Source organism: Arthrobacter sp. 05L44, from assembly GCF_056397605.1.
In genome coordinates this window covers 271134-284901 of record NZ_JBFTNS010000003.1, presented here as the reverse complement: position 1 = coordinate 284901, position 13768 = coordinate 271134, and the positions used below count along the sequence as shown (strand labels likewise).

The 13768-nt window shown below is 68.3% G+C and carries 13 protein-coding genes; 9 read left to right on the top strand and 4 right to left on the bottom strand.

Features of this window, described 5'->3' with window-relative positions; all coding sequences use genetic code 11:
* The first annotated feature begins 21 nt into the window (after positions 1 to 21).
* From AC1DHY_RS10110 to AC1DHY_RS10095, 4 genes are all read left to right on the top strand, one after another.
* On the top strand, positions 22 to 3141 hold the full coding sequence (locus tag AC1DHY_RS10110; RefSeq protein WP_476879077.1) for a DNA polymerase III subunit gamma and tau: 3120 nt from the start codon (positions 22 to 24) through the stop codon (positions 3139 to 3141).
* Between the two features lie 51 nt (positions 3142 to 3192).
* Positions 3193 to 3792: a recombination mediator RecR gene (recR, locus tag AC1DHY_RS10105; RefSeq protein WP_309975336.1), complete on the top strand. Its 600-nt coding sequence runs from the start codon at positions 3193 to 3195 to the stop codon at positions 3790 to 3792.
* A gap of 7 nt (positions 3793 to 3799) precedes the next feature.
* A complete protein-coding gene (locus AC1DHY_RS10100) occupies positions 3800 to 4378 on the top strand; it encodes a GNAT family N-acetyltransferase (protein ID WP_476879076.1) in 579 nt (192 codons plus the stop codon).
* Positions 4379 to 4849: 471 nt separating this feature from the next.
* Positions 4850 to 6208, top strand: coding sequence for an aspartate kinase (locus AC1DHY_RS10095; RefSeq protein ID WP_476903554.1), 1359 nt, complete (start codon positions 4850 to 4852; stop codon positions 6206 to 6208).
* 94 nt (positions 6209 to 6302) lie between these two features.
* Here the strand turns inward: AC1DHY_RS10095 and AC1DHY_RS10090 are convergent, their stop codons facing one another.
* Positions 6303 to 6518, bottom strand: coding sequence for a hypothetical protein (locus tag AC1DHY_RS10090; protein WP_476903569.1), 216 nt, complete (start codon positions 6516 to 6518; stop codon positions 6303 to 6305).
* Between the two features lie 218 nt (positions 6519 to 6736).
* A complete protein-coding gene (locus AC1DHY_RS10085; protein WP_476880542.1) occupies positions 6737 to 6961 on the bottom strand; it encodes a hypothetical protein in 225 nt (74 codons plus the stop codon).
* Between the two features lie 80 nt (positions 6962 to 7041).
* On the opposite strand from AC1DHY_RS10085, the gene AC1DHY_RS10080 reads away from it, so the two are divergent.
* From AC1DHY_RS10080 to AC1DHY_RS10065, 4 genes are all read left to right on the top strand, one after another.
* Positions 7042 to 7530, top strand: coding sequence for a MarR family winged helix-turn-helix transcriptional regulator (locus AC1DHY_RS10080; RefSeq protein WP_476880541.1), 489 nt, complete (start codon positions 7042 to 7044; stop codon positions 7528 to 7530).
* 71 nt (positions 7531 to 7601) lie between these two features.
* The gene (locus tag AC1DHY_RS10075) at positions 7602 to 8165 is read left to right on the top strand and encodes an SSI family serine proteinase inhibitor (RefSeq protein ID WP_476880540.1); all 564 of its coding nucleotides are present in this window, start codon (positions 7602 to 7604) and stop codon (positions 8163 to 8165) included.
* Entirely contained in the window at positions 8122 to 9117 is a 996-nt protein-coding gene (locus AC1DHY_RS10070) for a 3-methyladenine DNA glycosylase (protein WP_476880539.1), read from the top strand. The genes AC1DHY_RS10075 and AC1DHY_RS10070 overlap by 44 nt, the downstream gene beginning before the upstream one ends.
* A complete protein-coding gene (locus AC1DHY_RS10065; protein WP_476903553.1) occupies positions 9114 to 9494 on the top strand; it encodes a serine protease inhibitor in 381 nt (126 codons plus the stop codon). The genes AC1DHY_RS10070 and AC1DHY_RS10065 overlap by 4 nt, the downstream gene beginning before the upstream one ends.
* Before the next feature lie 70 nt (positions 9495 to 9564).
* On the opposite strand, the gene AC1DHY_RS10060 is transcribed toward AC1DHY_RS10065, so the two are convergent.
* Positions 9565 to 12822, bottom strand: coding sequence for a S8 family peptidase (locus AC1DHY_RS10060; protein ID WP_476879781.1), 3258 nt, complete (start codon positions 12820 to 12822; stop codon positions 9565 to 9567).
* A gap of 295 nt (positions 12823 to 13117) precedes the next feature.
* Positions 13118 to 13303, bottom strand: a complete 186-nt coding sequence (locus AC1DHY_RS10055; RefSeq protein WP_476879780.1) for a hypothetical protein — start codon at positions 13301 to 13303, stop codon at positions 13118 to 13120.
* A 213-nt stretch (positions 13304 to 13516) separates the two neighbouring features.
* On the opposite strand from AC1DHY_RS10055, the gene purS reads away from it, so the two are divergent.
* The gene (purS, locus tag AC1DHY_RS10050) at positions 13517 to 13768 is read left to right on the top strand and encodes a phosphoribosylformylglycinamidine synthase subunit PurS (RefSeq protein ID WP_056427643.1); all 252 of its coding nucleotides are present in this window, start codon (positions 13517 to 13519) and stop codon (positions 13766 to 13768) included.

Below are 13768 nucleotides of genomic sequence, written 5' to 3'. Positions count from 1 at the left end.
GCCGATTGGTAGGGTTTAGCTGTGACTGTTACTACCGCCCTTTACCGCAGATACCGGCCCGATTCGTTCGCGGACGTTATCGGGCAGGAACACGTCACCGAGCCGCTGATGACGGCGCTGCGGAAGAACCGCGTCAACCACGCCTACCTCTTTTCCGGCCCCCGAGGCTGCGGCAAAACCACCTCCGCCCGCATCCTGGCCCGCTGCCTGAACTGCGCGGAAGGCCCCACTGACACCCCCTGCGGCGTCTGCCCCAGCTGCATTGAGCTCGCCCGTGGCGGCGCCGGTTCGCTCGACGTCATTGAGATTGACGCCGCGAGCCACGGCGGTGTCGATGACGCTCGCGATCTTCGCGAACGGGCCACCTACGCCCCGGTCCGCGACCGCTACAAAATCTTCATCATCGACGAGGCCCACATGGTCACCTCGGCCGGCTTCAACGCGCTCCTGAAAATCGTTGAAGAGCCGCCGGAACACATCAAGTTCATCTTCGCCACCACGGAGCCGGACAAGGTCATCGGCACCATCCGCTCCCGCACCCACCACTACCCGTTCCGGCTGGTTCCGCCTGAGCCCCTGATGGCGTACCTGGAGCTGCTCTGCACACAGGAAAACGTCGCCGTGGCCCCGGGCGTCCTCTCGCTGGTAATCCGCGCCGGCGGCGGCTCGGTGCGCGACTCCCTGTCAGTGCTCGACCAGCTGATGGCCGGCGCCGGCCCCAACGGCCTGGACTACGAGCTCGCTGTGGCCCTGCTCGGGTACACCCACGCATCCCTGCTCGACGACGTCGTCGAGGCCGTCGCCGCCTCCGACGCCGCCACCGTCTTCCGCGCCGTCGACCGCGTTATCCAGACCGGGCACGATCCCCGCCGCTTCGTCGAGGACCTGCTGGAGCGCTTCCGCGACCTCATCATTGTCCAGGCCATGCCGGAGAGCGCCCAGTCGATCCTCCGCGGCATGCCCGCCGACCAAATCGCCCGGATGCAGAACCAAGCCCACAACCTTGGCGCTGCCGAGCTCTCCCGGGCCGCGGACGTGACCAACACGGCGCTGACGGAGATGACCGGTGCCACCTCCCCCAGGCTGCACCTTGAGCTGCTGTGCGCCCGCATCCTGCTGCCCAGCTCCGAGCAGACCGAGCGCGGCATCGCGGCCCGCATCGACCGTGTGGAGCGCCGCCTGAATTACGCCGGGAACGACGTCGGAGCTCCCGCCGCCACTCCCGCGCCGGCCGTCGGCCGCGCGCCCGCTGCCGCTCCGGCCGCTCCCGCGTCGAACCGCCCGGCTGAGACGGCGCCCGCCGCCGGCCCGGGGACGGCGGCAACACCCCCGGCCACCCCGCCTGCAGCCTCGCCGCAGGCACAGCCAGAAACTCAGCCCGACCGGCCGCCCCTCACGGCCCCCCGGGTCAGCACCAGCGACTGGCCCGTGGACGAACCTGCTGCCGCAAACGGCGCCGGCCGCCCGGCCACCGCCCCGGCGCCTGCCCAGGAGCGGGAGCCGGCGCCGGCCGTCCGTACCCAGGCACCTGAAACTGCCATACCGGCCCTGGCCGCCCCGGCAGCCCAGCCCCAACCGGATGCTCCGTCCCAACCGGCCAGTCCGTCCCAGACGGCGCGGTCGGATGCGCCGGAGCGACCGGCTGCGGGCGTCCCGGCCCCGGCCGCCGGCTCCGGATCCGGGCCCGACGTCGAGGTCCTCCGCCGCGCCTGGCCCGAAATCCTGCAGACCCTGACCAAGATCAAGCGCAGCACCTGGGCGCTCGTGGAACCCAACGCACAGGTAGGGCACTTCGAGGGCCAGGTCCTCACCCTGTCGTTCACGACGTCGGGGCTCGCCGGAGCCTTTGGCCGGGCGGACCACGCGGAGAACCTGCGCCAGGCAATCCACAAGACCATCGGGATCGACTGCCAGATCACGGCCGTGGCAGGCAGCGGCAACAGCTCAGCGAGCTCTGAGCCAAACCCAAAAGCACCCGCTAGCCGGGACACCCCGGCCACGGAAGCGACGGAAGCGGATGTCGCCTGGGGTCTGGCACCCGCCGCACCCGCCGCACCCGCTGCAGCACCCGCGTCCGGGTCGCCCTCCACTACAGGCACCAGCGCCACAGTCGCCGCAGGACCTGCGCCGGCGACCCCCGTTGAAACTAGCCGCGCCACCGCGTCCGCACCGGCGCCCGCCGCACCGGCCGAGGCAGCACCGGAGCGCGACGAAGCCCCGCAGGCCCCTGCCGAGTCCGCCACGCAGGCTCCCGCAGCTGCCGCCCAGCCTGGCCGCGAAGCCGTCCAGCCCGCCGGTCCGGCGGCGGAATCGGAAGGTTCCTACGCTTACTCGGACGACGACTGGGGTCCCCCTCGGGACGAGGACGCACCGCCCCTGGACGAGGAACCGCCCCTGGACTGGAGCCCGTCTGCCCCGGCAACCACCCGGCCTTTCCCTGCAGGGTCCGCCCCGACGCCGCCGCCTACACAGCGGCGCTCGGGCGGCAGCGCCTCCGCCTCGCCCGCGAGCGCCCCCACCGGCGGGCCGGCCTCAGCGCCGTACCAGACGCCCTCCAAGGATCCTGCGGCGGACCCGTGGGCCCACGCCGTCGAACAGTCACCGGGCGTTTGGACCGTCGGCACGGAACTGAACGTCGGACGCCACACGGGACCCGACGCCGTGGCCGTACCGGCGCAACCAGACCCCGAGCCGGAACCGCCGCGCTACGAACCCGCCGCCGCCCAGATTCCTGAGCCCGCCAGGGCTCCGGAAGGCGCGTCCGGCTACGGCCACCCGGTCGCGGAGCACGCCCCGGCACCCGAAGCCGTGCTTGTGCCGGCAGGCGGCGCCCCGGCTGTCATCGCGGCAGCGGCCTCCCCGGTGGCGGCCACGGCTCCGGCGGCCGCGCCTCCGGCGGCTGCCCGGCAGAGTCTGTACCAGCGGTTGTCCAACAGCCCGGAAGCGGAGGCCGGACGGGCCAAGGCACCGGCCAGAACCGCCGTCGACGCCCCCACCTACGTCCAGGACATTCCCAGCGCCGACGACGAAACGATCGAGGAGTCCGGCGTCTTCGGCCGCGCCGCCGTCGAGCGTATTCTGGGCGGGAAACTGCTCGAGGAGCGGTCCCTCGACGGAAGCCCACTGGCGCCGCGTTTCTAGTTTTCACGGCGGCCGAGCGGCGCGCTACTCCCCCCAACGAACGAGGACATTGTGTACGAAGGTGCAGTACAGGAGCTGATCGACGAGCTCGGCCGCCTCCCCGGCGTTGGGCCCAAATCCGCGCAGCGCCTGGCCTTCCACATCCTCGAAGCCGACCCGCAGGACATGAAACGCCTGGTCGAGGCCATCACCACGGTCAAGGAACGGGTCAAGTTCTGCACTGTGTGCGGCAACGTCACCGAGCAGGAACTGTGCAACATCTGCCGGGATCCGCGCCGGGACCCGTCAGTGATCTGCGTCGTGGAGGAATCCAAGGACGTGCTGGCCGTGGAGCGCACCCGGTCCTTCCGCGGCCGCTATCACGTGCTCGGCGGGGCCATCAATCCGATTGCGGGCGTCGGGCCGGAGCAGCTTCGGATCCGTGAACTGCTCACCCGGCTTAACGACGGCGCCATCCAGGAAATCATCATTGCGACCGACCCCAACCTCGAGGGCGAAGCCACTGCCACGTACCTCGCCCGGATGCTCAAGTCGATCGGCATCGCGGTCACGCGGCTCGCCTCGGGGCTCCCTGTGGGTGGAGACCTCGAATACGCTGACGAAGTCACGCTGGGCCGCGCCTTCGAAGGCCGCCGCAACGCGCTGAGCTGACCGTCCAGTGACCACCGCCGACGGCATTCCGGCCCCTCTTCACACGGAACGGCTGGTGCTGCGGCCCCTCGCTGCGGCCGACGACGGCGCCGTCCTGACCTTCCGCGGCGACCCGGAGGCCGTGCGGTACCTCTCCCACGCGGCCCTCACCCCGGCGGAGAACACGGCCCGGGTGCGCAAGATAGTCGCGGCAACTGACGCGTCCACCACCGAATGGTTCAACGTCGGCTGGGTTATCCAACTCCGGGCGACCGGCGACATCATTGGCGACGGCCGGACGTGGAACTCCGAGACCCCTCCCCTGCCCGGCCGGATTCCGTCCCACACGGCGAGCCTGGGCTACATCCTGCATCGGGATCACCACGGGCAGGGACTGGGCCGGGAAGCCGCGGCCGCACTGGTGCAGTGGCTGTTCGCCTCCCGCGGCAGCCGGACCGTGTTCGCCGGGGTGTACGAACCCAACCAGCCCTCGCGGCGGCTGCTGGAAAGCCTCGGTTTCCTGCCCGACCGCCATTTCACCGCGGCCGAGGATACTGCCGGAAAGAGCCTCCCCTCCTGGCGCTACCGGCTCGACCGCCCCGACTGACCTGTTGCCCCGGGTCGCCCGACCGCCGGCCGGCGCTTGGACTAGCGCTCGCTGCTGACTCCCCGCGGGGACAGGCGCGGCCCCGCCGGGACGCGGTTGGACATGCCCATCAGCACGGATCAGGAATGGACATAATGGCGATATGTCCACTCCTGACGCTCAAGGATGGGCATGTCCGTCGGTCCGATGCGCATATCCACTCCTCACGCTGAACGATGAGCATGTCCATCGGTCCGATGCGCATATCCACTCCTCACGCTGAACGATGGGCATGTCCGTCGGTCCGATGCACATGCCCACTCCCGCCACCCAACGATGGGCATGTCCGTCGGGGGCGGGTGCGGTTTCGGTCACAATTCCACGCCCGGACGCGAGCGGCGATAAACTTGGGCTGAGAAGTTGCCGTCGCGCCGTTTGGCCGCGCGGAGTGGTGCTTCGCCCAGACCCCGATGATCCAGTGAGGGTGCGCGCATGAGTTTGCCCACTACCGAAGTCCACCCCGGACCGCAGCCGCAGGAGCTGCCCGCGGTTCCTGCCGTCACCAAGCATCTCGTTGTGAAGAAGTTCGGCGGCTCCTCGGTCGCGGACGCGGAAGGCATCAAGCGGGTCGCCCGCCGGGTGGTGGACGCCCACAACGCCGGTGACGAGGTCGTCGTCGTGGTTTCCGCGATGGGCGACACCACCGACGAACTGCTCGACCTGGCCGGCCAGGTGACCGACTCGGCGCCCGCCCGCGAAATGGACATGCTCCTCTCGGCCGGGGAGCGCATTTCCATGGCCCTGCTCGCGATGGCGATCAACAAGTATGGCGCCTCCGCACAGTCGTTCACCGGTTCCCAGGCCGGCATGATCACCGACGGCATTCACGGCAAGGCCCGGATCATCGACGTCGACCCGCACCGGATCCGCACGGCCCTGGACAAGGGGCACATCGCCATTGTGGCCGGATTCCAGGGCATGAGCCGCACCACGAACGAGATCACCACCCTGGGCCGGGGCGGTTCGGACACGACAGCGGTGGCCCTCGCGGCGGCCCTCAGCGCCGATGTGTGTGAGATCTTCACCGATGTGGACGGGATCTACACCGCCGATCCTCGGGTGGTTCCGACGGCCCGGAAAGTGGACAGCATCTCCAGCGAGGAAATGCTGGAACTGGCGGCGTCCGGCGCCAAGATCCTGCACCTGCGCTGCGTGGAATACGCGCGCCGCTTCGGTGTACCGCTGCACGTCCGCTCCTCATTCAGCCAGCACGAAGGCACCTGGGTCCTGCCCAGCGCCGATGACAAGATCACGATTCAAGAGGGAGTTGCCTTGGAGCAGCCAATCATCTCCGGTGTTGCGCACGACCGTTCCGAAGCCAAGGTCACGGTGGTGGGTGTTCCGGATATCCCCGGCAAGGCTGCGGCGATCTTCCAGGTCATCGCAGACGCGCACTCCAACATCGACATGATCGTCCAGAACGTCTCCACCCACGGCACCGGCCGGACGGACATCTCCTTCACGCTGCCGATCGTCGAGGGCGCCGATGCCCTCGCCGCGCTCCGCGCCGCGCAGGCCGAGATCGGCTTCGAGAACATCGAATACAACGAGAAGATCGGCAAGCTGTCCCTCATCGGCGCCGGCATGCGTTCCCACCCCGGCGTCTCGGCACGGTTCTTCGCGGCACTGTCCGAAGCCGGGATCAATATCAACATGATTTCGACGTCGGAGATCCGGATCTCGGTGGTGACCCACGCCGACCTGCTGGACGACGCCGTGCGCGCCATCCACAAGGCCTTCGACCTGGACAGCGACGACGAGGCCACCGTTTACGGCGGCACCGGCCGCTAGCACTCGCAGCCGGCCGGGCCGTAAAGCATCGGAGCCAATACAAGAAGGGAGCGGCGAACGCCGTTCCCTTCTTGTATCTTCGCCCCGCAACGGCTCAGACCTGCTCCTTGGGGAGGTCCTCCCTGCGGACGGCGTAGTGGTGCCCCTGCGTATCGGTCTCGACCTCAAAACCCGCGAGGTCCGTTTCGGAGGCGTGCTCGAAGTCGTCGTGCCGGTGCACGATCGGTGCGGTGTAGTCCCCCCGCGAGGCGGGGCCAAACAGGAACCGCGCCCAGGACGAAGGGTGCAGGTGCCGGCTCAGTGCAGCCATCCTCAGTGCACGTGCCATATTTCCCACCCCCTTTCCTGCTGTCAGGCCAATTCCTGCTGACAGGCCTTCCGGAACAAAGGTGGCGCGGGCGGCGCCAGTGCCCCTATTTTACGCCCGACGGCGGCAAATGGCAGCGTGGGTGGCGGCGGCAAACCGCGCGCAGTCGGCCGCGCAGGCCAGCTCCGGCGCGGGCTCAGGTGGCCGGCCCCGGTGCGGCCTCAGCGCAAGGACTTGTCGCCCGGGTTGCGGGGCACCACGTAGGTGCTGCCGTCGGGCCGGTGGACGGTTTCCCACTGCTGGGTTTCGGCCTCGCGCTGGGCCAGCAGCAGCCGGTTCTGCTCCGTCATTTCGTGGCCGAGCGAGGTTCGACTGGCGGGACCGAAAATTGCCCGCAGTTTGCCCGTTGCCCGCATGAAACGCTCGGCACGGTTTTCCTTGGCCATCGCTACCTACTTCCTCGAACCGGATGTTCCATCCAGTGTACGCTAATGATTAGTGCACTAACCATTTGAAGGAGGCCTGCATGACCGACGACACCATCACCGTCGCCACCGCCACACCCGAAGACGAAGACCTGCTGCTGGAACACCAGCTCTGCTTTGCCCTGACGGTTGCCTCCCGCAGTGTGGTGGGCGCTTATAAGCCGGTGCTCGACAAGCTGGGCCTCACTCATCCCCAGTACTTGGTAATGCTCTGCCTCTGGGAATCCAGCCCGCGCTCAGTCCGGGACATCAGTGACGCCCTCGCGCAGGAACCCGCCACGATCTCACCGCTGCTGCGCCGGCTGGAAGCTGCGGGCTACCTCACCAGGCAGCGGGCCGAGGGCGACGAACGCAGCCTCGCCGTCCGCCTGACCCCCCGCGGCGCAGCGCTCCGGCAGCAGGCCACGGCGGTCCCCGGGACCATGATGGCCCGGCTGGGTCTGGACCGGGAGCAGGTCGGGGAACTGCACGCAGCCATGATGCGGCTCATCGCGGCCACCCAGTCTGCCGGGGCCCCGAGCGGGGGCTAAGGGTACTTCCGGCCCGGATGCCGGCCCACGCTCCGGCGCTAGAATGGGGCTGAGACCGAGGAGAAGAGCCAATGCGCAAGAACCTGATTCCTACAGCGCTCGTTGTGATGACCGCCCTCGCCCTGGCCGCCTGCTCCCCCGGCGGCGGACCCGCGCCGAGCCCGTCATCCACCGGCACGGCCTCCGCCTCCGCCTCCGCCACGTCCCCCGGCAGCACACCCTCGGCCGATACGGAGACCACCGTCCCCGCGCCGTCCCCGTCGGCCGAAGCACCCTCCGCCGGTCCCGGCCAGGGCAATGCCGAGCTGGCCATCATGATCAAGGCCTCCGCAAACGCCAATGCCGTCAATTACACCCTGGTCTGCCAGGACGGCGTCCCCGCCGCCGAGAGCAAGCACCCCACCGCCGCCGCGGCCTGTGCGGCGCTGAAGAAGAACGCGGCGCTCCTGAACACCGCCCCCCGGCCCACAGACCGGGCCTGCACCCAGCAGTACGGCGGCCCGGAGCAGGCCACGGTGACGGGTTCAGTTGACGGCAAAGCCGTCGAATCGAACTTCAGCCGCAAGGACGGCTGCGAGATCGCGGCCTGGAATGCCGCCAAGGAGATCCTCGGGTCAACCGGAGGGGCTGTCTAAACTGCTGCACCTTCCGCAGGACCAGTGGCTGGAGCGGGAAGCAGCCCACCACCAGCGCGTCCGGACCTACGCCGAGCCCTACCTGGCCCGGCGCTCCGCCGGACGGAAACACCCGGTGGAGGACTTCCTCTTCACCTACTACACGCAAAAGCCCGGACAGCTGATGCGCTGGCACCCGGGCGCCGGCGTCGTGCTCTCCGGGCCGGCCGCCAGGCAGCGCGCTGACTGGAAGTACTACCGCGCTCCCGACGACGGCGAGCTGGCAGCCGCCGGGCTGGCCCCGGGGACGGCCGCGGTGACGGCCGACGTCGGCCGGTTCCTCAGCGAACGCCGCGACGCCCTGCAGTTCGCCGGCATCATCCTCGCGGGCACCTCCGCGAGGCCCGCCCAGTTCGGCTGTTTCGGGCTGCACGAGTGGGCGATGGTCTACCGGCAGGACAAGTTCGAGCTGCGGCACGAGTACCTGCAGCTGCGGCTGGGGTCGGAGCAGACGGACCGGGTGGTCGAAGAGAACCGCATCCGCTGCTCGCATTTTGACGCGTTCCGCTTCTATACCCCGGACGCGGTCCCGCTGAACACCCTGGCACCGAGCCGCGAGAACCAGCGGACCCTCGAGCAGCCCGGCTGCCTGCACGCGAACATGGACCTGTACAAATGGGCCTACAAACTGGCACCGGCGCTGCCCAGCGAGCTGGTGATGGATTGCTTCGAGCTCTCGTGGCGGATCCGCGCCATGGACATGCAGGCCTCACCCTATGATCTGAGCGAGTGGGGCTACCCGCCTATCCGCATCGAAGTCCCGGAGGGCAAGGCTGAATACGTCGAGCACCAACGGACCTTTGCCGACGCCTCCCAGGAGCTTCGCCGGCGGCTTCTTGCCGAACTGGCCCCGCTGCTCACGGCCGCATCGGAGGCGGCCCCGCTGCCCGCACCCCAGGAAGGACGCCCATGACCGATCAGACCGGACCCGACAGCAGGCACGACGTCGACCTCACCATCACCCTGACGGAAGCCCCCGGCGGGCCGGAATACAGCTTCCGACTGATGGCCGACGGCGGCGGAGGCACCGTGGAGTCGTCCCTCCCGGATCCCGCTGCGGCCCTGGCAGCCCTGCGGGCGCACGGCGAGGAGATCTTCTTTCCCCAGCCGGGGCCGCCCAAAATGTGCACCCAGCAATACGGCGGCCCCCAGGTGGCTCAAGTGACCGGGCGCTATCTTGGCCGCGAGGTCCACGCGACCTTCAGCCGGACCGACGGCTGCGAAATCGGCCGCTGGCGCATGATGGCGCCGCTCCTCGGCGGCACCGCGGGATCAACCGGGGCCATTTGACCGTCACCTTAAACAGCGATGGCCGGCGGTGTGAACCGCCGGCCATCGCTGCTACTAGGTACTTATTTGGCTAGATGGCGTTGTTCGGAGCCTGCAGCAGATCCGCGTTCTGGATCTTGCCCTTCTCCTTCTTCACCTTCTTGCCCTTTTCCTTCTTGTCCTTCTTGTCCTTGCCGTTGTGGTTGCCCTGGTCGCCGTTGTCGCCCGGAAGGTCATTGCTGTCCTGGTCCTCGGACGTCGGCGGAACAACCACGGCGCCGTCCGCGGTTACCAGCACGCTGACAAACGTCGGATCGCTGGCGCCGGCGAACGTCACGCGGCCGATGTAGGAGCCAACTGCCAGGCCCTTCCAGTTCAGCATGACCTGGCCGGACTTTCCGTTGGGGAGGCGCAGCGGGTTGGGCGTCAGCGTAGCGTTGCCCACGTTGGCGCCCAGGACGGCCGCATCCACGCTGGCCTTCGTTGCCTGGCCGTTCGGGCTGGCGTAGAGGTTCACGAAGATCCGGTACGTTCCCGCGGCCGGGTTGGGGATGGACAGGGACTCACTGGCCGACGACGTCGCAACCTGGATCAGCTGGTTCGCCGGGTTCACCACGTACATGTCGAAGTCCGCGTTCGGATCCGAGGACAGGACCGAGAACTTGGCCAGCGGACTGCCGGCCGGAACCTGGACGGACTTGCCGAAGTTGGACGCATCGTTCGCGCCCAGGATGGCATCGCCCGGCACCAGCTCGGTTGCGGTGGAGTCGGCCTTGGAGAGCCCGTCAAGGGTCATGTTGATCGCGCTGTTGCTGCCCGAGACCACGTTGATCGCACCGGAGCCGGTCGCGCCGCCGGTGAAGGCGACGTCGCTGTTGGCCACAACCGCCTGCGGGCGGACCGCAACCGGGGAGGCAACGTTCTTGTTGGCACCCTGCCAGGTGAGCGTGCCCATGGCGAACTTGCCGAGGGCGGCACTCTGGTTCTCGAAGGAGACCTTGAAGGTCTTCTTCGTGCCGGCCGAGCCGAACGTCAGGATGGACGGCGTGACGGTGACCTTCACACCGGGAACGTCGACCTTGACCCGGTAGGTTCCCGGAGTCAGGGCGGTCAGCGTGCGGGTGACCTCGATCTTGCCGGTGAGGTTGCCCAGCGCGAAGGAAGGAACGTTCATGTCACGGGGCTTGGTGGTGCCGAGGCCCGGCATGCCGAGATCCGTACCGGTGCCCTGGATGAACTTCAGGTAATCCTCTTCGTTGGCGTCGTATACCAGGCCCGGATCCAGCACACGGGCCGGATCGACCTGGCCGGCGCCGGTAGCGAAGACGTCCATGTCCTTCCGGCCGTCGGCGAGCATAACGTCGCTGGCGGTGGTCATCATTGCGGACTTCACCATGGCCGGGGACCACTTCGGGTTCTTGCCCAGGATCAGCGCGCCGAAACCGGCAACGTGCGGGGAAGCCATGGAGGTTCCGGACATGAAGCCGAAGTTGTCACCGCCGGTGCCGATCGGGGAGACGCCTGCCAGCACGGCAACACCGGGAGCGGCAACGTCGGGCTTGAGCAGGTCGGATCCGGTGGCCAGGAGCGGGCCGCGGGAGGAGAAGCCGGCGATCTGCGGCTGGGCTTCCAGCGGCAGGCCGGTGGTGTCCTTGTTGACCAGGGACACGGTGATGGCCGGGTTGGCCGTCACCTTGGCCTTGATGGCCTCGGTAGCGGGCGGGTTCACGTGCACGGTCGGGACGGCGTGCTTGTCCGTGTCGAGGGAGGAGTTGCTCAGGTTCACCAGGATCATGCCGACGCCGCCGCCGCGCTTGACCTCTGCACTCTTGGCAACACGGTCAAAGACACCGCGGTCACACACAACAACCTTGCCGGAGACCTTCGCCGGATCCAGGGTGTCCGGACCGCAAAGAGCCGCGTTGGCGTCCCCGGCAGTCGCGGCAGCGTTGGCAGCCAGCACGACGCCGGCCCCCTTCACTTCCCGGTTCATGATGCTGGCGCCGCGGTACTTGGCGCCGTCGGCGAACTCGATGGTGCCCTGCAGTTCCTGGGAGAAGCTGCTGGCGGCAACCGTCGTCAGCCACGGGGCGCCGTGGTTGACGGTGCTGGCGGTCGGACCGGAGTTGCCGGCCGATGCAGCAACGAAAATGCCGGCGGATGCGGCGGACAGGAAGGCCATGGACACCGGGTCGGTGGTGGTGGTCGTCGAGCCGGAGATCGAGTAGTTCAGGACGTCAACGCCGTCCTGGATGGCCTGGTCGATGGCCGCCACGGATGCCGAGGAGTAGCAACCGCCGGTGTTCGGGTTGGTGTCTTCCCAGCAGACCTTGTAGATGGAGAGCTTGGCGGCAGGGGCCATGCCGCTGGTCAGGCCGAAGCTGCGGCCGTCAACGAACGTCTCGACGTTGGCGTTACCGGCGGCCGTGCTGGCCGTGTGCGTGCCGTGGCTGGCGACGTCGACCGGGGAGATCTTCTCGAGCGGTGACCTGTTCTCCGGCGTGACGTAGTTCAGGAAGTCATCGGCGAAGTAGTGCGCGGAGAGCACCTTGGAGTTGCAGGCGGAGCCGTCGAAGTCCGCGCCGGTTCCGACGCCCTTCTGGCACTCGCCGACGAAGGTATCGCCGTCGGACTTGAGCATGGCGATCTTGCCGTCATCGGTCCGGTAGGGGACGCCGACCACGGGGTCGCCGACGAGCGGCTTGACCTGGTCGCCGGCGAAGAAGGCACTGCCCGGGGTGTAGCCGGTGTCGATAACACCGACGACGACGCCCTTGCCGGCTGCGCTCTGGCCGCCGAACTTGGTGTTCCAGGTGCCGTTCGCGCCGCTGAGCTTAAGGAAGTCGGTGCTGGAGTAGTCCGGGGCGTTTTCCGTGTCCGGCGCAACCACCAGGACGTCCGGGCTCTTCGCGAGCTTGATGGCCTGGTCGGAGGTCAGGTTGGCGCTGAAGCCGTTGACCGCCGAGGTGAACTGCCGCTTCATCGAGACGTTCTGCTGGCCAGCGACCTCGGCCTGCTTCTTCTCCAGGTGGGCCTCGTACTGCCGGACCGCGGGCTTCTTGGTGTCCAGCTTCTTGCCCGCCTGCGGCTTAGTGGCCGCCAGTCCGGGCGTGCCGCCGTCGTACGTAGCTGCCGGCTTTTCGGCGAGGACCACGATGTAGCGGCCGTCGCGGTAGCTGGCGGGGTCGAGATTCTTCTGCGCGATCCCTGCGATGGTGGAACCTTGCGCCGGCGCCGCGGTGGCGGGCGCAATGGCAACTGTTGAAAGGAGAACCGGCAAGCCCAGGGTCAGTGCCGCGACCCTCCGGAGTCCCCCGCTTCGAAGGAAGCTCTTTCCTGGTGATTTCACGAGTGATTTGAACCTTTCAGAAGGAACGATCCCGGCGCCATGGCCGGGTACGACGGTCTGGTACGGGTAACGGGAACAGGAGTTGACTCTCGACCCCGGCGGACACCAGCCGATTCATACAGTACAGACTGAGAGCCCAATATGACATAGAACACAACAGTGCATTAAGAATTTGTCATGCCGCACGACAACCGGCGCCTCCCCGAGGGCGCGAAAAGCCGGGACGGCGGGGCCGCCCCGGCTTTTTACGGGTGATCTCTGCTACGGGCGGCCGCCCGGAAGGCGGCCGGGCGGGCTACCGCCGGGGCGTCCGGACCACCTCGCTGATCCACGCCTTGGTCTTCTCATCCAGGGGCCCGGCCACGTTGCTGCCCCGGGCCGCGCGGTCGGCCTTGATCTTCTGCAGCACCATCCGGCCGAGGCCCGCGAAGACGGCGGCGGCCATAACGGGAAGGAGCACGGACTTGGATTTCTCAGCCATGCGCACATCCTACTGAGCGCAACCTCCGGAGACCATAGCCGCCGGGGCCGGGGGCCTGCCGGTCACGAATGCGCCCGCACGCGGTGCGCCCGGTAGAATGGGCGTGCAAGCTCGCGGAGCGCCCGTACCACGTTGTCCCCACCACGTCGGATCGGCGTGAGACGGCACCACTCCGCTGCGCCCTTACCCAAGCTCACGCACAGGAGTTGCCGGATGCCCCGGATCGTTGTCGACGTCATGCCCAAGCCCGAGATTCTGGACCCGCAGGGGAAGGCCATTGTTGGCGCCCTGCCGCGCCTGGGCTTCACCGCTTTCAGCGCTGTCCGCCAGGGCAAGCGCTTTGAACTGACCGTCGACGGCGAGGTGACCGAGGAGATCCTCGCCCAGGCCCGGAACGCCGCGGAGACGCTCCTCTCCAACCCGGTCATCGAGGACGTCGTCAACGTCGAGGTCGTCGAGGCCTGA